18 protein-coding genes are annotated in these 22,072 nt (G+C 60.9%); 10 read left to right on the top strand and 8 right to left on the bottom strand.

What is annotated here, in order from left to right; all coding sequences use genetic code 11:
* Positions 1-300 precede the first annotated feature (300 nt).
* Entirely contained in the window at positions 301-1,965 is a 1,665-nt protein-coding gene (locus BLO49_RS07120; RefSeq protein WP_090646367.1) for a sodium:solute symporter family transporter, read from the top strand.
* 204 nt (positions 1,966-2,169) lie between these two features.
* Here the strand turns inward: BLO49_RS07120 and BLO49_RS07115 are convergent, their stop codons facing one another.
* Positions 2,170-2,574: a nuclear transport factor 2 family protein gene (locus BLO49_RS07115; RefSeq protein ID WP_090646364.1), complete on the bottom strand. Its 405-nt coding sequence runs from the start codon at positions 2,572-2,574 to the stop codon at positions 2,170-2,172.
* Positions 2,575-2,667: 93 nt separating this feature from the next.
* Between BLO49_RS07115 and BLO49_RS07110 the strand changes: the two genes are divergently transcribed.
* The 7 genes from BLO49_RS07110 to BLO49_RS07080 all read left to right on the top strand — a co-directional run bounded on the left by BLO49_RS07110 (position 2,668) and on the right by BLO49_RS07080 (position 11,986).
* Positions 2,668-3,114 carry a MarR family winged helix-turn-helix transcriptional regulator gene (locus tag BLO49_RS07110; RefSeq protein ID WP_090647306.1) on the top strand — a complete coding sequence of 149 codons (447 nt, stop codon included), beginning with the start codon at positions 2,668-2,670 and terminating at the stop codon, positions 3,112-3,114.
* Positions 3,115-3,168: 54 nt separating this feature from the next.
* Entirely contained in the window at positions 3,169-4,740 is a 1,572-nt protein-coding gene (locus tag BLO49_RS07105; protein WP_090646362.1) for a carboxylesterase/lipase family protein, read from the top strand.
* Positions 4,741-4,939: 199 nt separating this feature from the next.
* Positions 4,940-7,195, top strand: a complete 2,256-nt coding sequence (locus BLO49_RS07100) for a TonB-dependent receptor domain-containing protein (RefSeq protein ID WP_090646359.1) — start codon at positions 4,940-4,942, stop codon at positions 7,193-7,195.
* A gap of 135 nt (positions 7,196-7,330) precedes the next feature.
* Positions 7,331-8,842, top strand: coding sequence for an MFS transporter (locus BLO49_RS07095; protein ID WP_245678922.1), 1,512 nt, complete (start codon positions 7,331-7,333; stop codon positions 8,840-8,842).
* 18 nt (positions 8,843-8,860) lie between these two features.
* On the top strand, positions 8,861-9,949 hold the full coding sequence (locus BLO49_RS07090) for a Gfo/Idh/MocA family protein (RefSeq protein WP_090646357.1): 1,089 nt from the start codon (positions 8,861-8,863) through the stop codon (positions 9,947-9,949).
* The gene (locus tag BLO49_RS07085; RefSeq protein ID WP_090646354.1) at positions 9,946-10,998 is read left to right on the top strand and encodes a sugar phosphate isomerase/epimerase family protein; all 1,053 of its coding nucleotides are present in this window, start codon (positions 9,946-9,948) and stop codon (positions 10,996-10,998) included. The genes BLO49_RS07090 and BLO49_RS07085 overlap by 4 nt, the downstream gene beginning before the upstream one ends.
* Positions 10,999-11,053: 55 nt before the next feature.
* Entirely contained in the window at positions 11,054-11,986 is a 933-nt protein-coding gene (locus BLO49_RS07080; protein ID WP_245678921.1) for an alpha/beta hydrolase, read from the top strand.
* Positions 11,987-12,351: 365 nt separating this feature from the next.
* On the opposite strand, the gene BLO49_RS07075 is transcribed toward BLO49_RS07080, so the two are convergent.
* The 5 genes from BLO49_RS07075 to BLO49_RS07055 all read right to left on the bottom strand — a co-directional run bounded on the left by BLO49_RS07075 (position 12,352) and on the right by BLO49_RS07055 (position 17,025).
* A complete protein-coding gene (locus BLO49_RS07075) occupies positions 12,352-14,043 on the bottom strand; it encodes a GMC oxidoreductase (RefSeq protein ID WP_090646349.1) in 1,692 nt (563 codons plus the stop codon).
* Positions 14,044-14,054: 11 nt separating this feature from the next.
* The gene (locus tag BLO49_RS07070; RefSeq protein WP_090646346.1) at positions 14,055-14,627 is read right to left on the bottom strand and encodes a gluconate 2-dehydrogenase subunit 3 family protein; all 573 of its coding nucleotides are present in this window, start codon (positions 14,625-14,627) and stop codon (positions 14,055-14,057) included.
* 2 nt (positions 14,628-14,629) lie between these two features.
* Positions 14,630-15,415 (bottom strand): 3-keto-disaccharide hydrolase, encoded by a 786-nt coding sequence (locus BLO49_RS07065; RefSeq protein WP_245678920.1) that lies wholly within the window; start codon positions 15,413-15,415, stop codon positions 14,630-14,632.
* A gap of 66 nt (positions 15,416-15,481) precedes the next feature.
* Positions 15,482-15,886, bottom strand: a complete 405-nt coding sequence (locus tag BLO49_RS07060) for a c-type cytochrome (protein ID WP_245678919.1) — start codon at positions 15,884-15,886, stop codon at positions 15,482-15,484.
* Between the two features lie 134 nt (positions 15,887-16,020).
* Positions 16,021-17,025: a LacI family DNA-binding transcriptional regulator gene (locus BLO49_RS07055; RefSeq protein ID WP_090646343.1), complete on the bottom strand. Its 1,005-nt coding sequence runs from the start codon at positions 17,023-17,025 to the stop codon at positions 16,021-16,023.
* 172 nt (positions 17,026-17,197) lie between these two features.
* On the opposite strand from BLO49_RS07055, the gene BLO49_RS07050 reads away from it, so the two are divergent.
* Positions 17,198-19,450: an alpha/beta hydrolase family protein gene (locus tag BLO49_RS07050; RefSeq protein WP_090646341.1), complete on the top strand. Its 2,253-nt coding sequence runs from the start codon at positions 17,198-17,200 to the stop codon at positions 19,448-19,450.
* 218 nt (positions 19,451-19,668) lie between these two features.
* A complete protein-coding gene (locus BLO49_RS07045; RefSeq protein WP_090646338.1) occupies positions 19,669-20,784 on the top strand; it encodes a M14 family metallopeptidase in 1,116 nt (371 codons plus the stop codon).
* Here the strand turns inward: BLO49_RS07045 and BLO49_RS07040 are convergent.
* The gene (locus tag BLO49_RS07040) at positions 20,781-21,341 is read right to left on the bottom strand and encodes a hypothetical protein (RefSeq protein WP_090646335.1); all 561 of its coding nucleotides are present in this window, start codon (positions 21,339-21,341) and stop codon (positions 20,781-20,783) included. The two genes, BLO49_RS07045 and BLO49_RS07040, sit on opposite strands and share 4 nt — an antisense overlap.
* An 8-nt stretch (positions 21,342-21,349) precedes the next feature.
* A complete protein-coding gene (locus BLO49_RS07035; RefSeq protein WP_090646333.1) occupies positions 21,350-22,072 on the bottom strand; it encodes a C39 family peptidase in 723 nt (240 codons plus the stop codon).

The raw sequence follows: 22,072 nt of genomic DNA, 5'->3' as shown, positions 1-22,072 counted from the left end.
ATCCTCCCCTGCGTAGCGGGGGAGGTGGCAGCGCGAAGCCCTTTAGGGCTGGTGTCGCTGACGGAGGGGGCGAACCGGCGGTGGAATTGCCCCCTCCGTCTCGACGCCGCTTCGCCTGACGGCTACGCTTGCTCGACACCTCCCCCGTAAACAGGGGAGGATTTTTTTAAAACAGAGCGGCGAGACTAATCGCCGCCGTTTCACCTGTTGGGATTTCGTGATTGATTCAGCCTAAAAGCTGTGTCAATTGTATGATAATATAAATCACGGGCGTCACCTGACGCGCCCAAGAGGGGAAACATGCCTGATTTAGCTTCACTGCTGCCGGCGAGCAGCTTTCTGAAGAGTCTCGATATCTGGATCGTGCTCTTTTACGCCGTCTCCATCTTCGTCCTGGCCCAGGTCGTCTCGCGCCGCAAGGCGGGCGAGGCGGTCACCTCGAACGGTTATTTCCTGGCGGGCAATACCCTGCCGTGGTGGGCCATCGGCGCCTCGCTGATCGCCGCCAATATCTCCGCCGAACAGATCATCGGGATGTCGGGATCGGGCTACAAGATCGGCCTGGCCATCGCCTCCTATGAATGGATGGCCGCCATCACCCTAATCATCGTCGGGAAATATTTCCTGCCGGTCTTCCTGCGCAATGGCGTCCAGACCATGCCGGGCTTCCTGCAGCAGCGCTTCGGGCCTTCGGTGAAATACCTGATGGCGGTTTTCTGGCTGATCCTCTACGTCTTCGTCAACCTGACCTCGATCCTGTGGCTCGGCGGCACGGCGGTGACCACCGTGACCGGCCTCGATACCCTGACCGTGCTGATCGCGCTGGGCACCTTCGCCCTGCTGTACCAGATTTCCGGCGGGCTGAAGGCTGTGGCCCTGACCGACATCGTGCAGGTGACGCTTCTGGTTCTGGGCGGGCTGATCATTGCCGGCCTGACGCTTTCCAAGATCGGCGGCGAGGCCAATATCACTGGCTTTGTCGATGGCTTCAACAAGCTGCGGACGAGCTTCCCCGATCACTTCCACATGATCCTCGACAAGTCGTCAGAGCACTACAAGGATCTGCCGGGCATTGCCGTGCTGGTCGGCGGCATGTGGATCATGAACATCTCCTACTGGGGCTTCAACCAGTACATCATTCAGCGGGCGCTTGCCGCCAAGTCGCTGCCGGAAGCCCAGAAGGGCATTGCCTTCGCCGCCTATCTGAAGCTGCTGATGCCGCTGATCGTGGTCGTGCCGGGCATGGCCGCCCTGCTCCTGGCGCCGGGACTGCCCAAGCCGGACCAGGCTTATCCGCAAATGATGACCCTGCTGCCCACCGGCCTGCTCGGTCTCGTCTTCGTAGCGTTGACGTTTGCCGTCATCTCTTCGACGGCCTCGAAGATCAATTCCATCGCCACCATCTTCACTATCGATATTGTAGCACCGCTCAAGCGAGATCTCGATGAAAAGACCCTGGTCATGGTGGGCCGTGTCGCCGCCGTCGTGGCGGTCATCATCGCCGTTATCGTCGCCAAGCCTCTGGTCGGCTCCTTCGATCAGGCGTTCCAGTATATCCAGGATTTCACTGGCTTCTTCACGCCGGGCATCGTGGTCATCTTCGCGCTGGGCATGTTCTGGAAACGCTGTTCGACGGCGGGCGCCTTCGCGGCCGTGGCCGGCGGTTTCCTGATGTCGTGCTTCTTCTATGTCGCCTCGTACCTGCACACCCATCCGGATTTCCTTGGCTTTAGTAATAATTTTATGGCGACCACCGTGCCGGACATGCCGTTCATGAACCGCGTCGGCTGGGTCTTCTGGATTGCGCTTGGCCTGTGCGTCGCCGTCTCTCTGGTGGTGCCCAACAAGCGGGAGGTCTCGACGCTCACTCTGGAAGGCGTCAGCTTCAAGACGACCCCGGTGGTCAATGCCCTGGCGATCGGCGTGATCGTGATCCTGATCGGCCTTTACTGGTACTTCTGGTGACGAAGCTCATTGGTGGTCTGCGAACCGTCACCTGCCAAGATAAGTTCTAACGTATCGTTTTCACGATACTGGGGATGCGGTGCTCGCGTACTTAAGTACGCTCCGCTTCTCGTCAGCTAACGGTTCTCGATTCACCACTGAGCTTCATCTTCCGTTCGTAGAAATAAAAACCGGCGGCGAGGGGAAACCTTCGCCGCTTTTATTTTACTGGATCGGCTTCCACGACTCGAAGACGGTCTCGCGGGCGATCTTGCCATCCTGCATCTGGAAGACATGCAGCAGGCGCAGTTCGATAACGGCGCCGATGGGGAAGGGCAGCTTGGCATAGCCCTTGCCGGTTACCCTGAACTGGACGATGCAGTCATCGACCACGCGGTCGTGCGTGGCAAAGCGATCGAGCGGCTGCATGGACAAAAGTTCGATCGATCCGAACAGGGCGCGGTAATTGTCTTCGATGGCCTCCAGCGTCTCCAGCCGTATGTCGCGGCTCGGCATATCGAGCACAATGCCCTCGGCATACAGATTCATGATCGAGGCCGGATCGGTGGCCTCGCCCTTCATATGGGCATCGACTACGGCCAGGTTGATTTCGGCGGCGGTTGGGTTCATCACGGCAGGTCTCCTTCAAATAACAATGATTAGACAGAATGACTGTCTAAATACATATAGACAGATAGACTGTCAATGTGGCAGAACGAAAAAATGAGTAACATCACCATATCCGAGGCCCGCGTCACCCTGGGCTCCCTGTTACGCAAGCCCTATGAGGTCTTGCAGGTCAAGGTCTATGCCGGACTGGCGGCGCGCGGTTTCGGCGATATTCGCCCGGCCCATTCCAGCGTGTTTCGCTATATACGGCCGGAAGGTTCACGCGTGTCGGACCTCGCCGAACTGGCGGATATGACCAAGCAGAGCATGGCCTATCTGGCGGGCAATCTGGCTGATCTCGGTTATGTCACCATTGCGCCCGACCCGACCGATGCCCGCGCCAAGCTGGTTATCCTGACAGTGCGCGGCCGTCAGGTATGGGATGCCTTGGTGGAGCTTAGTTTCGATTTGGAAGGCCAATGCGCTGCGCGGATCGGGGCGGAAAAGATGGCGCAGTTGCGGGCTATTCTTGGCGAACTGGCGGCGGCAATCGCCGATTGACCCCCTGACGTGTGCGGGCGTAAGCTACCGTCAAACAAGTCAAGGGAGGCTGTCATGATGTCGGGTGCCCGTTATGCGTTGGTAGGCGTTGCGGCTTTGGCCATTGCTTTTGCTTTTCCTGTTTGGGCTCAGGCCCCGGTGAAGACCGCCAGCGGTGCGGTATCGGGTGTGACAGCCGATGGCGTCGAAAGCTTCAAGGGCATTCCCTTTGCCGCTCCGCCGGTCGGTGACCTGCGCTGGCGGGCGCCGCAACCGGCCGCGCACTGGACCAACACCCTGAAAGCCGATCATTACGGCCATGACTGTATGCAGGAACCCTTCGGCGGGGATGCCGCGCCGCTCGGCACCGCGCCTTCCGAAGACTGCCTGGTGCTCAATGTCTGGCGGCCGGCGGGCGCCCACGGCAAGCTGCCGGTGATGGTGTGGATCTATGGCGGCGGCTTCGTCAATGGCGGCTCGTCGCCGGCGGTTTATGATGGCTCGGCCTTTGCCCGCAAGGGCGTCATCATGGTCAGCTTCAATTACCGGCTGGGCCGTTTCGGATTCTTCGGCCATCCGTCCCTGACGGCCGAAAACAAGGACGGAGGTCTGCTCGGCAATTATGGCTATATGGACCAGATCGCGGCGCTGAAATGGGTGCAGGCCAATATCGCGGCCTTTGGCGGTGATCCGGCGAATGTCACCATTTTCGGTGAATCGGCCGGCGGCGGCAGTGTCCATATGCTGATGACCTCGCCCTTAACCAAAGGGCTGTTCGCCAAGGCGATTGTCCAGTCCGGCGGCGGACGCGGCAATCTGATGGGTGAGCGCCGGCTGCACGAAGACCTGGCCAATATACCGTCCGCGGAAACGCTCGGCGTCGCCCTGGCGAAAAAGAACGGCATAGAGGGCACGGACGCCGCGGCCCTGGCGAAACTGCGTGCCCTGCCGGCGGAGGCGATTGTCGACAAGCTCAACCTCGCCAACATGGCTTCCGATACCTATGGCGGGCCGATGGTCGACGGCAAGATCGTTGCCGAAGATCCGCAGTCGGCCTATCTGGCCGGCCGCTATAACAAGGTGCCGCTGATGATCGGCGCCAACTCGGCCGATATCGGTTTTAACTTCGCCCCCACCAAGGAGGCGGCCTTTGCACCTTTCGGCAGCCATGTCGACGAGGCGAAGGCGGCCTATGACCCGATGGGCAATTTCCCGGTCGAGGTCATTCGCTACTTCATGGGTATGGATGCCATGATGATCGAGCCCGCCCGCTTCGTGGCCTCCGTGCTGGCGACGCAAGGCGTGCCGAGCTATGAATACCGCTACGCCTATGTGGCCGATTCGATGAAGGCGGAGTGGAAGACCGGCACGCCCCACGCCACGGAAATTCCCTATGTCATGGATACGGTGAAGGCCAAGTATGGCGACAAGCTGACGGCGGCGGATGCGAAGATCGCCGACCAGACCAACAGCTACTGGGCCAATTTCGCCAAAAACGGCAATCCCAATGGCGCCGGCCTGCCGGAATGGCCGCAATATGATCCAAAGGCCGATGTGCTGATGAACTTCGCGCCGGACGGCACGCCTACAGCAATCCACGATCCGTGGAAGGCGCGGCTGGATGCGACGGCGGCGACCGCGCCATAGTCTCAGAGGCGCGGGTTTCGTCAGGTCGGGTGCGTCGGATGGCCGATATAGAGGCATCTCGGCAACAGTTTTGAACGTCGTTATAAATCCGCGACGGATTGTCAGACATTTTGCGTTACAGAAACAGTTCCGCCTTCTAACGGTCGCTTTCACCCGTTATGCGGGTGGTTCGGGGATCAAACATATTTTAGGCAGCATAATGCGTTCGACCAAATTCATGACCACAGGCCTTTATGGCCTGATTCTCTCCGGCTGTGTGGCCGGGGCCTTTCCCGCAATGGCGCAGGAGACAGCGCCTGCGGCGCCCCCCGCACAGGACGCGACCCAGAATACGGCGGCAAAACCAGACGACACGCCGACAACGACCGTGACCGTCGAAGGCAAGAAGGCGCAGAACAAGATCGACCGCCAGGTCTATGACAACACCAAGGACATAGACAGCCAGACCGGCACGGCGGCGGACGCCCTGAATAAGGTGCCGTCAGTCAATGTCGACCCGACGGGCAATGTCACCCTGCGCGGCAACTCCAACGTGCAGGTCTATGTCGATGGCAAGCCGTCGGTGATGATGCAGGGCGATAACCGCGCCGGCGCCCTTCAATCCATGTCGTCCGGCGACATCGATTCCATCGAGGTCATGACCAATCCAGGCGCTGCTTTTTCCTCAGAAGGCTCCGGCGGCATCATTAACCTCGTCATGCGCAAGAACCGCAAGCCCGGCACCAGCGGCGCAATCAATGCCAATGTCGGTGATGGCCGTTATAATGCCTCGCTTAACGGAGCGCGCAACACCGGCAAATACACGATCAGCGGCGGCCTTAACGTACGCCATGATGAGCGGCCCAGCCGCGGCGGTTCGGTGATGGAAAATCTCGACGCCAATGGCGATACCCTGTTCCGCACGGACCAGTCGGGTCAGTCTGAAGGCAAGAATGACAGTGTTTCGGCCAATGCGGGGCTTGATTACAATCTCGGCGAAAAGGACACGATCGGCACCCAGATCGCCTGGTCCCGGCGGGAAATGGATAATGATAGCCAGGATACTTACGCCACCTATGACGGCGCGGGTGCCTTTCAGAGAGGCTATAGCCGCACCTCGCACAATACCGGTCCGCGCGACGATTTCAGTTTCGATCTGAACTGGAATCATATGGGCGCCCAGCCGGGAGAAAGCCTGAAAACCGACCTGCGCTTCGGACGCTCAACCGGTAACATGACAACGGACGCCACGAACCTCAACAGCGACGGAACGACCGATCAGGACAGGCGCGTCACCCAGAGCGATTTCCACAATGCCGTCTTCAGCGTCGATTATGTACGTCCGTTCGGCGAGGCCCAGATGACCACGGGCATCCAGATCAACCAGGACAATAACAGTTTCCACAATGATGCGACGGGCAATAATGCGGCGTTTTTGCGAAATGATTTCGCTTATGAGCAGCTTCTGAGTGCCGCCTATATCACCTGGCAGCAGCCGATCGGTGAGAAATGGACAGTTCAGGGCGGCCTGCGCGCCGAAGCGCTCAAGCTCGATACGGAAAACTTCGGTAATCCGGATATAACAACAGACGATACAGCCAGCCATATCGACTACACCAAGGTCAGCCCCAGCGCCTTTGCCACCTATGCCCTTAACGACAGCACCAAGCTGCGCTTCTCCTATTCGCACCGTCTGCGCCGCCCGCAGGCCCAGGACCTGAACCCGTTCAGGACCTATCGTGATGAACTGAACTACAGTCAGGGCAATCCGGATCTGAAACCGGAAGAGACCGATTCCTTCGAAGCCGGTTATGAGAAGAGCGGCAAGTTCAACTACCAGATTCGCGCCTATTATCGTCAGACCGAGCATTCGATTACCGATTACAGCACCTATCTGCCCGTCACCAATCCGGATGACACGCCGGTCCTTTTGACGACCAAACGTAATTTTGGCGGGACGAAGTCTGGCGGTCTGGAAGCCAATCTCGATGGCAAACTGACCGAAAAGCTCAGTCTGCGTGTGAATGGCAACCTGGCCTATACGCAGTTCAACGGCGCCGTTCAAACGCGGGACACAGAAGCGACCACCCTTAGCGGCCGTATCAGCTTCGATTATACCGCAACGCCCAAGGATCGTTTCCAGCTCAGCTATTTCGGCCGGGGCAAGCAATTAACCGGCCAGGGCTATACCGGCCCGTTTGGTTTCGGCAACTTCTCCTACCGCCATCAGGCGACGCCGAAGGCGGCCCTTGTCGTGACGGTTCAGGACCCGTTCCATACGGCGAAATTCACTACCGTGGTGGATACCGACCAGATTCACAGCGAATCGTCACGCAGCCTGCAAGGCACGGTCGTGATGGTCGGCCTCAGCTATACGCTGGGGGGCGCCAGCAGCAATAAGGATGGCGACGGTCAATGGAATGGCCGGCGTGGCCCCGGCGGTTGGGGCGGGCCTCCGGGTGGCGGCCCGATGTAAGAATGGAAAGGGCAGGGGCCAAACCCTGCCTTTTTCTTTGCATTTTTTCTGTAATCGATTACACATTTCGGACGATCAAAAAACGGCCGGACGGGGGGCTCTATCCGTGATGGCCCAAAATGCAGGGAATTTGTCATGGATATGTCTACGAGAAAAGGGCAGGGCTGGCTTTTCGCTACCGCTTTCGCCGCCATCACCGCCACCTCCTTCTGCTTTATTCTGCGGGCGCTGGTCATCGATAACTGGGGCGTTGATTTCGCGCTGACGGAAACGCAAAAAGGCGAACTGCTGGGCGTAGGTCTGTGGCCGTTTTCGATCACCATCGTGCTGATGTCGCTGTTCATCGATCGGATCGGTTTCCGCGTGACTTTGTGGTTCGCGGCACTCTGCCACATCATTGGGCTGGGCCTGCTTTTCACCGCCACCGGCTACTGGTCGCTCTATGCCGGCACCTTCATCATGGCGCTGGGTAATGGCGCGGTGGAAGCCGCTGCCAATCCGCTGATCGCCACCCTTTTTGCGCATGACAAATCGAAATGGCTCAATCGCCTGCACGCGGCCTGGCCGGGCGGCATGATCCTCGGTGGCCTGCTGGCGATGGGACTGGATAGCCTGGGCGGGTTCGATTGGCGGGTGAAGGTCGGGCTGATGATCATCCCGGTGCTGGTCTATACGGTGCTGCTGATCGGCCGCAAATTCCCGGTCTCCGAACGCGTCGCTTCGGGTGTGTCCTATCGCACCATGCTGGGGGAAGCTGGCTTCATTTCGGCCTTTATCCTGGCCGCCCTGATCATGCTGGAAGTCGGGCGCGTCTTCGCCCTGTCGCCGGTGGTGTCGTTTGGGGCCGCCGCGGTGCTGGCCCTGATCTACGCCTTTTTCGCCCGCTCACCGGGGCGCCCGCTGTTCATCCTGCTGGTGTTGGTGATGATGCCGCTGGCGGTCACCGAACTGTCGACCGATAGCTGGATCTCTTCGCTGATGACGCCGGAAATGAACAAACTCGGCCTCGCTGCCGGCTGGGTGCTGATCTATACCTCCGCGCTGGTCTTCGTCATCCGTATCTTCGCGGGCACATTGATCAAATGGCTCAATCCGCTGGGCGTGCTGGCCATGGCCTCGGCGCTTGCGGCGGCGGGCCTCTTCCTGATGTCGGGCGCCACGGGGCTGGCCATACTGGCGGCTGCCACTTTTTACGGCATCGGCAAGAGTTTCTTCTGGGGCACGGCGCTGGGGGTGGCCTCCGAACAGTTCCCTAAGGGCGGCGCGGTGACGCTCAACATGCTGGCCGGCGGTGGTATGCTGGCGGCGGGCATTGTCGGTTCGGTGTTGCTGGGCGCGGCGCAGGACAATTCAACCCGTGAAGGTTTGAAGCTCCATGACGCCACGCACCAGACCACGCTTTCCGAACAGTATCTGACCGAAAAGGTCAGCGTGTTCGGCCGCTACAAGGCGCTGGATGAAGCGAAGGTGGCGGGGGCATCGGATGCCGACAAGGCGGTTCTGGAAGGGCTTTCCGGCAGCGCCAAGAAGGACGCCCTGAAAGAGGTCGCCCTGCTGCCGGTCATCACCTGCCTGATTTTCCTTGGGCTGATCCTGTGGTTCCGCCGCAAGGGCGGATACAGACCGGTAGTGATCGGGGAACACTAAAAACAAATCCGAGACAATATGACGAAGCTAAGACTAGGCATGATGGGTGGCGGACCGGGCGCATTTATTGGCCCGGTTCACGGAATCGCGGCGCGGCTGGATGACCGGTTTGCCTTGAGCGCCGGCGCCTTCAGCCGCGATGCCGAAAAGAACCGGCAGGCGGGCGAAGGCTACGGTTTGCCGGCTGACCGTGTTTACGCCTCGTGGCAGGAGATGCTGGCGGCGGAAAAGGGCCGACTGGATTTGGTCACCATCGTCACGCCAAACGACACCCATTTCCCGATCGCCAAAGCCGCGCTGGAGGCGGGTTTCAATGTGTTGTGCGACAAGCCGGCGACGCTCAATCTCGAAGAGGCCCTGCGCCTGCGCGATGTGGTGCGGGCAAGCGGGAAATCTTACGGCCTGACCTATACCTATAGCGGCTATCCGCTGGTGCGCGAGGCGAAGGCATTGATCGCCGAGGGACGCATCGGCCGTGTGCGCAAGATCGTGGTGGAATACAGCCAGGGCTGGCTGTCGCAAGAGGTGCATAACAAGCAGGCTGACTGGCGGGCCGATCCGGCGCAGTCGGGCCTGGGGGGCTGTATTGCGGACATTGGCGTCCACGCCTTTCATCTCAGCGAATTTGTCAGTGGCGCGAAGGTCGAAGCCTTGAGCGCCGATCTCGGTATTGTGGTGCCCGGCCGCCGGCTGGACGACGACTGCAACGTGCTGCTGCGTTACAGTAACGGCGTGCGCGGCGTGCTGGTATCTTCGCAGATTGCCGCCGGGGACCGGAACGGTCTCAGGTTGCGGGTCTATGGTGAAACCGGCGGCATCGACTGGTCACAGGAACAGCCCAATATTCTGACGATCAACGGGCACGATCAGCCTTCGCAAATCCTCCACGCCGGCGCGCCTTATCTGACCTATGGCGCGCGGGTGCCTGCCGGGCATCCGGAAGGCTATCTCGAAGCCTTCGCCACGCTTTACCGCGATTTCGCTGATCAGATATCGACCGGCGTGCCGTCACTGGTGCCGGGCATTGAGGACGGCGTGCGCGGCATGGCCTTTATCGAGACGGCCATCCGGTCGAGCCGCAACCAGAACTGGGAGCAATTGTTATGAAAACACTCAAAGGCCCCGGTATCTTTCTGGCGCAATTCCTCGGCGACAAGTCGCCGTTCAACACGCTGGAGGGCATGGCGCAGTGGGCGGCGGGTCTTGGCTATAAGGGGCTGCAAATCCCGACCTCGTCACCGGCGATTTTCGACCTGGAAAAATGCGCGCAAAGCCAGACCTATGCCGACGAGATCATCGGGATGCTGGCGCAATACGGCCTGGTCGTCACCGAGCTTTCGACGCACCTTCAGGGCCAGTTGGTCGCTGTCCATCCGGCCTATGACACCCTGTTCGACGGCTTTGCGCCGCTCAGTCTGCATGGCAAGCCGAAAGAGCGCCAGGCGTGGGCGGTGGAGCAGGTCAAGCTGGGGGCGAAGGCTTCGCAGCGGCTGGGCCTGAAGGCGCACGCCACCTTTTCCGGCGCCCTGGCCTGGCCGTATCTCTATCCGTGGCCGCAGCGCCCGGCGGGTCTGGTTGAGGAAGCCTTCGCCGAACTGGGCCGTCGCTGGCTGCCGATCCTCAATGCCTTCGAGGACGCCGGCGTCGATTGCTGTTACGAAATCCACCCCGGCGAAGATCTGCACGATGGCGCCACATTCGAGCGCTTCCTCGGTGAGGTCGGCGGCCACAGCCGTGCCAACATCCTGTTCGATCCCAGCCATTTCGTGCTGCAACAGCTTGATTATCTGAGCTATATCGACATCTACCACGAGCGGATAAAGATGTTCCACGTCAAGGATGCCGAGTTCAATCCGAACGGCCGTTCCGGTGTCTATGGCGGTTATCAGGGCTGGGTCGACCGGCCGGGGCGGTTCCGGTCCCTGGGTGACGGCCAGGTTGATTTCAAGGGCATTTTCTCGAAGCTGGCGCAGTATGACTATGACGGCTGGGCGGTGCTGGAATGGGAATGCTGCCTGAAGCATCCGGAAGACGGCGCCCGCGAAGGCGCGCCCTTTATCTGTGACCATATCATCCGCGTCACCGAAAAGGCGTTTGACGACTTCGCCGGCAGCGGCGTATCCAAAGAGGCATTACGTCATCTGTTAGGACTCTGATATGGATCGCCGTTCGCTTTTGCTCGCCCCGCTTGCCTTGACCGCCGGAGGGGCCATGGCCCAGACCGCTGCCCCTGATACCGCAAAAGTCGTGGCCGGCTGGCCCACGCCGACCGGCACAATCGACCTGTGGCCGAAAGGTGCGCCCGGTCAGTTGCATCCGGACATGAAGGAACATGTCGAGGAAACCTCGCTTGATCCGGCCGTCAAGTTTCGGCGTGTGCAGGGCATATCGAAGCCACGCATGGCGGTCTTTCCGGCTGAGAACCCCAATGGCGGCGCCATGCTGATCATTCCCGGCGGCGGCTTCTGGTGGAACTATTTCGATCATGAAGGCTATCAACTGGCCGATTATCTCAACAAACAGGGCATTACCTGTTTCGTGCTGTTTTACCGCCTGGCCAATGACGGCTGGCAGAATGCTGCCGATGTCGGCACGATCGACGCCCAGCGCGCCATGCGCCTGATCCGGCAGAATGCGGCGCAGTATAAAATCGATCCGAAGCGCGTCGGTGTGGCGGGTTTCAGCGCCGGCGGCTTTGTGACCGCGTCGCTCGCCACCCGCCATGCGCAGGCCCTCTATGCACCGGTCGATGAGGCTGATCAACTCGACGCCCGCCCAATGATCGCCGCGCCGATCTACCCCGTCATTTCGCTTGATCCCGCCATTGCCTACGAAGGCACCGCGCCGTCGCTCTTCGGTGCGCCGGCGACCGCTGAGCAGATTGCCCGCTATGCGCCGGATCACAATGTCGATGCGCAGACCCCGCCGATGTTCTTGACCCAGGCCGAGGATGACACGACCGTGCCGGTCGCCAATTCGATCGTCATGAGGGATGCGTTGAAAGCCAGGGGAATCACTGTCGAGACCCACCTGTTCGCCAGCGGCGGGCATGGCTTCGGCATGAAGGCGGACCTTGACCGGCCCTATCACATCTGGCCGCAACTGCTGGTCAATTTCGCCCGCAGCCAGGGGCTGATGGGATAAGTTGGCTTGACATTCAGTAGTCTTGGCCAGCTTTGAAAGTGATCCACAGATTACACAGATTACGCAGATTTTTCAGTGTCTTTCTCATGTCGTTCCCAGCGCCATAACGTATGATTTTCGGCGCGAAGCGCCAGATTGCCGAGTAACACCCTGTTCCTGAATCAGTGGTAAAGTACTGAAAATCTGTGTAATCTGTGTAATCTGTGTAATCTGTGTAATCTGTGGATACTCTTATTCTTTTCCCCTCACAAAAAGGACCCTGAGCGCCGCGGCGGCGCCCAGGGTTTGGACCGTAACACAGGAGGGGATGTTACGGTTTGCGGCGGCGCCTCCGTGAGGGGGCGGATGCGCCGCGCAAAGGGTAGTCAGATCGCCCCCGCCTTCACCTGTTTCACGGCATGATCCGCCGCACGGGCCGTGAAGGCCATGAAGGTCAGGGACGGGTTGACGCAGGAGGTGGAGGCCATGGCGGACCCATCGGTGACGAAGACATTTGGCGCGTCATGAAGCTGGTTCCAGGCATTGGTGACCGAGGTGCGCGGGTCTTTCCCCATGCAGGCGCCACCCATTTCGTGGATCGAGTCGCCGGGAATGTGCGGCCTTTCCTCCGCCGAAATATTTATCAGGCCGGCGGCTTCCATCATGGCGCGGCCCTGGCGGACGCCATCGGCCATCATCTTCTTTTCGTTGTCGCGGTAGGTGACATTGAACAGGGCCTGCGGCACGCCGAAGCGATCGACCTTGGTCGGATGCAGGGTGATGGTATTGTCGAGATAGGGCAGGCATTCGCCGAAGACATTGAAGCCGACAGACCACAGGCCGTAGGTGCGCAGGCCCGCCTTCATCGACGCGCCGAAACCGACCGCGCTGGAGACGCCGCGGCTGCCGCCGCCCTGGCAGCCATAGCCGCGCAGGAAATCGGCATCGGCGTCCTGGCCATCGAGATTACGGAAGCGCGGGATATAGATGCCGGCGGGTTTGCGGCCATATTCGATCACATCGGCGTGGATGCCTTCGGGCAGGTTGCCGGAAAACAGGGTCAGCATGGGGTGGTCCATGATGTAGCGCCCCAGTTTGCCGCTTGAGTCGGCGAAGCTTTTATCACTGCCCGGAAGTTTTGAGTTGAGCAGGATCTGGTTCGAGGCCATGGCCGAGGCGCACAGAAAGACAATGCGCGAGCGATAGGTATGCGTGGTCTGGGTATTGGCGTCGATCGTCCGCACCCCGGTAACGCGCTTCGTCTTCGGATCGTATTCCAGCGAGGTCACCACCTGATCGGACAGAAGGGTCAGGTTATTGGTGGCGCGCGCGGCGGGAAGGGTGACGGCCTGGGTCGAGAAATAGGCGCCGAACGAACAGCCGCGATTGCACTGCGACCGGCTTTGGCAGCGCGACCGGCCCTGTTCCGGCTTGTCCTCGGTCATGTTGGCCGTGCGGATGTGGATGACCTTACGATCGGGCATAGCCTTTTCCAGCCGCGTCTTCAGCCAGGTTTCGGCGACATTCATCGGGTGCGGCGGCTGGAACTCGCCATCGGGCAGGTGCGGCAGGCCCTCCTTCGAACCGGCGATGCCGGCATAGGATTCGACGTAGGAATACCAGGGCGCGATGTCATCGTATCGGATGGGCCAGTCATTGCCATGACCGTCCTTGCCATTGGCCTCGAAATCCTGCGGCCCGAAACGCAAAGATACACGCCCCCAGGTGATCGACTTGCCACCGACTGTGCCGGGGCGCACCCAGCGAAATTCCGGGCCGTCCTTTATGGCATAGGGGTTCAGGCGGTCATTGTTCATGAAGCCTTTCACCGCCGTCTGGCCGGCGCCGCCATACCGCGAGGCGTAGTAATCGTCCTCCAGCAGGGCCGGCGGCGTCTGGCCGCGATAGGGCTGTTCCCACGGGCCGGTGCCCTCAAAGGGGTAGTCGGCGCTGTGCTCGACCATGCGGCCGCGATCGAGCATCAGCACTTTCATGCCCTTCTCGGTCAGTTCCTTGGCGGCCCAGCCGCCGGAAACGCCGGAGCCGATGACGATGGCGTCGAATTCGTAATCAGACATGGCTCCCCCCCTTATGATGAAAAGACACGGTTGACTTCGGAATAGGGATAGGCGCCGTCGTAACGGCCCGGCACCGGCAGGTAGACGCGCTCGACCGTGCAGCCGATTTCGGAGCTGTAATAGCCAAAGATGACCAGTTGCCGCAGATGCTCGAATGAGTCGGCTGGCGCATCCGGGAGTGTCTGATTCATGGCTGATGTCAGTATGGCGTCCTGCTGTTCAGACATGATGGCGGCGAAAGGCTTGCCGTGGGTCTTGCGAGCGGCGGCGTCTATGGCGGCAAGCCCGCCCATCACCAGGTCGCGTTCGCCGGGCCAGTACCATTCCGACAGCATCATCTCGATAAAGGCCGGCACTTCGGCGGCGATGGCACCCGGTGTATCGGTGGTGGGGATGATGCGCTCGGAGACGGCGGCGGTCAGGGCGCGCTGATCAGCGGTCATAAAGGGATTGGCAGGTGTGTAGCCGGGGTCCATGCCGGCCTGCATGGCGCGGGCGATGGGGGCGACCGCCACGCCCCCGACCATGGCGAGGATGCCGGTCAAAAGGCCGCGCCTGTCGATACGGGAATGATCGTGGGCCATGTCTATTCCTCCTGTTCCGCCAGTTTGCGCACCCAGATATTGCGGTAGGACACCGCGCTGCCGTGATCCTGAAGCGTGAAGGGCAGGGCGTCGGCGTGGGGATGATAGGTGGCCAGGGTCCGCCAGTCGGTCTTACCGAGGATTTCCTGGTGGTTCTGCGTCAGCACGCCATTATGCAGCACGGTGACGTAGGCCGGTTTCAGCAACTTGCCGGCGGCATCGAAATGCGGCCGCTCGAAGATGATGTCATAGCTCTGCCACTCGCCGGGCTTGCGGGCGGCGTTCACCAGCGGCGGCTTCCAGGCATAGATGGCCGAGGCCTGTCCATCGGCATAGGTGAGATTATCGTAGGAATCGAGCACCTGAATTTCATACTGCCCCATCAGGATGACGCCGGAATTGCCGCGCGCCTGCGAGGTGCCGGCGGGCGGCGTCGGTTCGCGGAATTCGATATGGAGCTGGATGTCGCCGAAGGCCTGTTTCGTGGTCAGGCTACCGTCGCCGTGCGGCCCTTCCCGGTGCGGCACGGTCATGGTGCCTTCGGCCAGGGTCCAGTCCGCCGGCTGGCCGTCGGCGGTGACGAAGGCATCGAGCGAGGTGCCGTCGAACAGAACGATGGCATCGGAAGGCGCATCACTTGCCGTTTTGCCGGGCGTAACAACGGGGGGATGAGGCCGCGCGGGATCATGGACGTGCCACTTGCCGCCGGGCAGCATGGGGGTGTCGGTAAAGCCGAGATCACCGGCGAAAACCGGCGAACTGAATAGCAGGCAGACTCCGAGAGTCATTAGACTCAAATGCTTCATCGTTTCCATCCCGTATTGCCAGGTCTGTGTTCAGACTCTGCGTCGTTTTTATTCCGCCGACTTGATCTTGAGGTAGTAGACCAGGGCGGCGCGTTTGGTGTCGTCCTTGACGCCGCCATAGGTCATTTTCGTGCCCGGCACGGCCTTTATCGGCGCCAGCAGGAAACTGTTCAGCGTGGTGTCATTCCAGGTCTGGCCCGACGCTTTCATGGCGGCGGAATATTTGAAAGTGGCGGAGTGGGCGCCGGCCTTCGAGCCATAGACACCGTAAAGATTAGGCCCTACGCCGTCCGCCTTGCCTTTTTCGATAGAATGGCACGCCTTGCACTGGGCAAAGGCTTTTTCGCCGGAGGAAAGCTGGGCGGCGTCAATCGCGGGGGCGGCCTGAGCGGCGAAAGGAAATGCGGCGGCGATGGCCAGATGGAGAAAAAGATGTCGGGCAAATATCGGCACTGAAGGCTCCTGCGACCTGTTCGGGACGGGCGATCATGGCGCACGATCCGCATTTTTCAAAATGGGTAACATGACTTGAAATCGATTACAATAGCATCAAGGCAAGAGAATTGTTCGCAGGTTGAGGCGTAGGGTCAAGCCTTTGGTGCGGCGGTGCTTTCGCGGATGACCAGTTCATGATCGAGCGTGATATTGACCCGTTCGGTGGTGCCGCCATCGATAATGCCGAGCAGCAATTCTACCGTCTTGCGGCCGATTTCGTGCATCGGTTGGCGCACGGTGGTGAGCGATGGCGTGGAAAAGCGCGACAGATGGACATCGTCGAAACCGGCTACGGAAATATCCGCCGGGCAGTCCAGGCCGGCGGCGCGGATGGCATGGAGCGCGCCGAAAGCCATGTCGTCGCTGAAACAGAAGAGGGCCGTCGGGCGTTTGGCCTGGGCCAGCAGTTGCTTCGTCATGTCGGCGCCGCATTCGATGGAATAGTCGCCGGTCAGGATGGTCAGGTCGTTGCTGCGGCCGTGCTGGTCGGCGCTGGCTGTGACGCCCTGCAGGCGATCGCGGCTGATCGGGCTGCGCAGGTCGCCGGTGATGACGCCGATGCGGCGGTGGCCGAGGCTGTAGAGATGGTCCATGACCTGACGGGCGGCCAGGGCGTTATCGATATGGACCGAGGAGACGCTTAAAGCATCGCTGAACTCGCAGCCATTGACGATCGGCGCCGCCGCACCCTTTTTCGCCACCAAATCGTTGAGCGAAGCGGGCAGGGTGTGGCCGAGGAAGATCATGCCGTCGGCTTCCTTGCGGCGCAGCAGGGCGGCATAGGCGTCTTCGCTGTCGCCAAAACCGACATCGCCGAGCAGAACCGTATAGCCGGCGGCCAGCGCCGCTTCCTCGACGCCGCGGATGATATGGGCGAAGAAGGCATTGGCGATATTGGGTACGGTGACGATCAGGCGCGAGGTCTTGAGCGTGCGCAGCGACTTGGCCATCTGGTTCGGCTCGTAACCCAGTTGGTCGATGGCGCCCATCACCTTTTCCAGCACGGCCGGAGAGACGTGGGCGTAATCGTTCAGCACGCGGGACACCGTGGCGGTGGAGACGCCAGCCAGCCTGGCGACGTCATTGATGGTCGACATATTCAGCCCTGAAAAGATTCTGCTGGTCCTTCAATACGGCCTTATGTGTTGCGTTGCCAAGAAAAATGCGGGCCGGCATATCGCCTTGCATGTCGGATGGATTCGCGCTGTAGTGACCGAAAGGCCGAGCAGACCGCCGGAGAGCGGGAAGCGGCATAAATGAGGGGTTGAGATGTCACGCATTCACTTAGCGGCTGCGGCAGCGGGAATAAGCCTGGCCGCCATGTTTTTCGGCATGGAAAGCGCCTGCGCGCAGGCGACCACGGAGGTCGTGGTCAAGGGGGCCTTGCGTCCGCGCCCGGTCGATGCGCCGCCGCCAATTGATGTTTTCGTCAAACGTCCGCGCATAGAGCAGGTCGCCCTGTCGCAGGACGGGTCGCAGATCGCTTTCGTCACCTGGGTCGAAAGCTACCGCGCATTGATAACCTATCGTGTGGCCGATAAGAGCAATCGGGTCGTAAAGCTCAATCCGGGTACTGTTTCCGCCATATCCTGGGCAGACGACGATCATGTGCTGATCTCGACCACGCGCACCGGTCTGCGTGGCACCTGCGAAGGCGTGGTGCAATCCAGCCGCGATGCGGCGTCAAGCCATATCAACCGGCCGGAAACCGATACGACCAAGGAGGGCGGCGCCGCTGAGGCCATGGCGCAGCTCTCACTGATGGAATCGCTGAAAACGCCAGGCTGCGTCTATTATGGCATCCGTGCCCAGACCGCCGTGACCTCGGTGAATGTGTCCGAGCGCGCCGGCACGGATCTGGGCGCGCGCCTGAGCGAATACGCCAATCTGGCCCTGGGTACGCCGGAACCTGTCATGGTGGACGGCAAGGTGCAACTGATTGGGCCCTATCTCGAACTGCGACAGCAATCGATGGGCGGACAACCCACTCAGCGCGTCTATCTGTGGCGCAGTGATCCGCAAACCGGGCTGGGCAAGCTGGTTGATGATGGCGGTGGCGATCTGGACCGGGAGCATCGCTATGTCGATGACTGGTTGCTCGACAGGCAAGGCAATATCATCGCCCGGTCGGTCTACAATTTCACCAGGGAACAGTTTACCCTAGAGCGCAAGGTCGACGGCAAGTGGAAGCCGGCGCTGATGCGCAAGATAGAAACGCGCGCTACCGCCTTCGCACCCTTCATGGCCGGGCTGGGACGCGACGGCCAGTCGATCGTGATCTTCGATGCCGAACCGGGGTCCAGCGGCGCCGACCGGCGTTTCCATTATTACGAGTTGGCGGCGGACGGCAAGCTGTCGGCGCCCCTGGAACCGGGCGACGCGACGCGCGACCGGCCGATCTTCAATCCCGAAACCGGACGGCTGGCGGGCTTTGTCCAGACTGGCGAGGCCCCGGAATACAGCCTGACCGATCCCCTTATGCGTGAACTTTACCGGAAGGCGCAGGACGCGGCGCCGGGACAGGCGGTCACGGTGGTCTCGACGGCGCGCGATCCGCACCGCATGATCATCTTCGCCCAGGGCGGCGAGGAGCCGGGCGCTTATCATTTCATCGATTTTACGACCGGCAAAACGCTGGAAATCGGTGATATCCACCCGGAAGTGCCATCGGAATGGGTCGCCTCGCAAAAGAGCGTCAGTTACAAGGCAAGCGACGGTCTGGAGATAGGCGCCCTGCTGACCCTGCCGCCGAAACCGGAGCCGAAGCGACTCCCGCTGATCGTCCTGCCGCATGACGGGCCGCAGGCGCATGACAGCCGCGGGTTTGACTGGCTGGCCCAGGTGCTGGCTTCGCGCGGCTATCTGGTGCTGCAGCCCAATTATCGCGGGTCGGATGGTGCGGGACCGGCTTTCATGGCGGCGGGCCAGGGCCAGTGGGGGCGGCGGATGCAATCCGACCTGGCCGATGGTGTCCGTTATCTGGCGGACCAGGGGCTGGCCGATCCGGCACGGGTCTGCATCATCGGCAATGGTTATGGCGGTTACGCGGCGCTGGAAGGCGCCACGATGCCGGAGACCTGGCGCTGTGCGGCTTCGCTGGGCGGCATTTCCGATATCGGCGACTATGTGAATTGGGTGAAGAGCAAGCGGTCTGTACCCGACCCGGACCAGATCGCCAGCCTGACGGCGGACCCCGTATGGCCGCGCGCCTTTTCGCCCGATCCAGGCTCTGCAGCGATCGTTACCGGCTATCTGGGCGATCCGTCCGGCTGGAGCGCCCTGTCGCCGCGCAATCAGGTAGCGGACATCAAGGCGCCTGTCCTGCTGGTGCATCAGACCGATGACCGCTCGGTGCCGGTGCGCCAGAGCAAGGTAATGCGGGATGCGCTTCAGGCCGCGGGGAAGGCGGTGACCTATACCGAACTGCCGGGCAGCGATCATGAACTGACGACCGAGGAGGCCCGGCTGGCGACGGCTGAGGCGGTGCTCAAATTCCTGCAAGCCTATAATCCGGCGAACTGATGTTTTGACGGCTGAGCGCCGTCAAAACATCAGTTCGCTTTTGTAGCTCAGACCCCGCATGGCTCGCCGCATCAGCGGCGGCGGGCGCTTGCCCTTGCCAAAAGCGAAATATTCGCTTTTGGAGTCCTGACGATTTGGCTGACAAGGAAAAAGTGATGGGCGTTACGCGCTGAATTCGGATAGATACGCGGGAAACAGTCTTGCGCACCGGAGGTTCCATGTCAGTCACGTTCTCAGCCGATTTCGATGGCGGCAATATCGAGGTTTTGGGCGGGGAAGGCAGGCAGTGGGATCTGGCGATCCGGCCGGATAATGGTTCTCACTATTACCAGTGGTTCTATTTCCGCATCGATGGCGCGGCCGGGCTGGACCTGACCCTGCGGATCACCAATGCCGGCGGCTCGGCCTATCCGGGCGGCTGGGAAAACTACCGGGCGCGCGTCAGTTCCGATAATACCGACTGGCTGTGTACCGACACCCGTTATGACAATGGCGTCCTGACCATCCGTCATACACCTGTCGGTGATACGGTCTGGTTTGCCTATTTCGCGCCCTTTGATAGCCAGCGCCATCGCGCCTTCGTGGAAAAGACGAAGACCCTGCCGGGCATGGCGCATCGCGTGCTGGGCCAGACGCTTGATGGCCGTGATCTCGATCTCTTTACGCTCGGAAATGGCGCGGCGAAGGTCTGGCTCTATGCCCGCCAGCACCCCGGCGAAACCATGGCTGAGTGGTGGATGGAAGGCGCGGTCGCCTTCCTGACCGGTGACGATACGGCGGCGGCAGCCTTGCGCGAAGCGGCCACCTTTTACATCGTGCCCAATATGAACCCGGATGGCAGCGCGCGCGGGCACCTGCGCACCAATGCCGCGGGCGTCGATCTCAACCGTGAATGGGCCGGTCCGACGCTGGAGCGCAGCCCGGAAATCCTGTCTGTTTTGCAGGCCATGACCGAAACCGGTGTTGATTTCGCCATCGATGTCCATGGTGACGAGGCGATCCCGCACGTCTTCATGGCCGGTTTCGAGGGTACGCCGTCATGGAACGAGGCCCGGGGCGCGCTTTACCAGGCCTATCTCGATCGCCTGCTGGCGCACACGCCCGATTTCCAGACCAAGTTCGGCTACGATATTCCGGCGCCGGGTGCGGCTAATCTGGCGATCTCGACCAATGCCGTGGCCGAGCGTTTCAAGGCCATCGCCATGACATTGGAAATGCCGTTCAAGGGTCACGACGATGCGCCGGAGCCTGTGCGGGCGTGGTCGATCGAGCGCTCGCGCGCGCTGGGCGAAACCTGCCTCAGGGCGCTCGCCGATATTGTTGATAGGCTCTAGTGATTGGCATTTTCCAGCGCCCGCGACACGGCATCCTGAAGGTTCATCTGGAACTTCTGGCCGGCATAGTCCTGCTGGAGCTGTTGTAACTGCGGAATATCGAGATTGATGACCGTTTCCTGGCGGATGTCACGGTTATCAGCGGTATTGAGGACGACGCTGCCGATGCGGCCGTCGCCCAGATCGTGCAGAACCACCGTGCCGCCGTTTTCGCCGGGCAGATAGAGCCCCGGTACGGAACCGCCGAGATTGATGCCCGCACCGGCGGCGCCCGCGAGTGACCCCGCGCCATCGGTGGTCTCGACAACCCCCTGATCCGTCCAGGTCAGGTGTGATTGCAGAGCCTGCTGGCCATCGACATAGGTGGTGATGATGGCGCCGAGGCCGAACTCGATACCGGTAGGTGTGCGTAGGCCGCCGACCTGTTCTTTCAGTTCTGCCTGGCTTAGGGGCGCCAAACCCGTTGTCAGGTCTTGCGGCGGCACGACGGCTTCCTGCGCCACGGCGGGCGTGGACACCAAGGTGGCAAAGAGGCTGAGAAGGATAACGCGGGTCATGAGCAGGCTCAGGGTGTGGTGGGCGGATTGCCGTTGATCATGCTGGTGATCTGATAGATCGGCGGCAGTTCGCGGGTGAAGCTGGACAGGGAGGCATCGCCCAATGGCTGGCCAAGCGGCGCCAGGGCCCAGGGGCTCCATTCCTCGTCACGATTATAAGGCACCTTAGTGGCGGATGAGGCATGGATGGCGAAGATGACGCCATTCCAGATCTGTGAAAATTCCGCATTGCTGTAGGTGCGCAGGCCCCCGGCCGGATCGCCGATCAGAACCTTGCCATTGCGCGCGCCCTTGACGACGACGAAATGGCGGTAGGCGCCGGCGGTCACCACGGCAATGGCGGGACGGTTGATCTTCACGAGCTGATCGAAGGTGAGCTTGTAGCCATCGGCCTCGAAGCCACGCGCGGCGAGATAATTTTTGATGTCGAGCAGGGAGAAGCCGACCTTGCGGATCTTTTCCTGATCACCTTTGGCATACATGGCCTTGAAGACCTCGGCCTCGGTCACCGGCATGTTGTAATGATAGTGCAGCAGAGTGGCCAGGGCGGCCGAGCCGCAGCTATAGTCATATTGCTGGCGCACAACGGTGCGGAAGGGAATGTCCTTCATACTAGTGACGGGCACGGAAAACATCATGCCGCCATCGGTCAGCATGGCCTGGGCGTGCGCCAGATGCGGCGCACCCAAGCCCAGGGCAAGGCAGGCGGCAATGAGGGGCAGGGGGTTCAT

Source organism: Asticcacaulis taihuensis (assembly GCF_900100255.1).
Lineage (GTDB): Bacteria > Pseudomonadota > Alphaproteobacteria > Caulobacterales > Caulobacteraceae > Asticcacaulis > Asticcacaulis taihuensis.
This window is presented reverse-complemented; position numbering and strand designations above follow the sequence as displayed.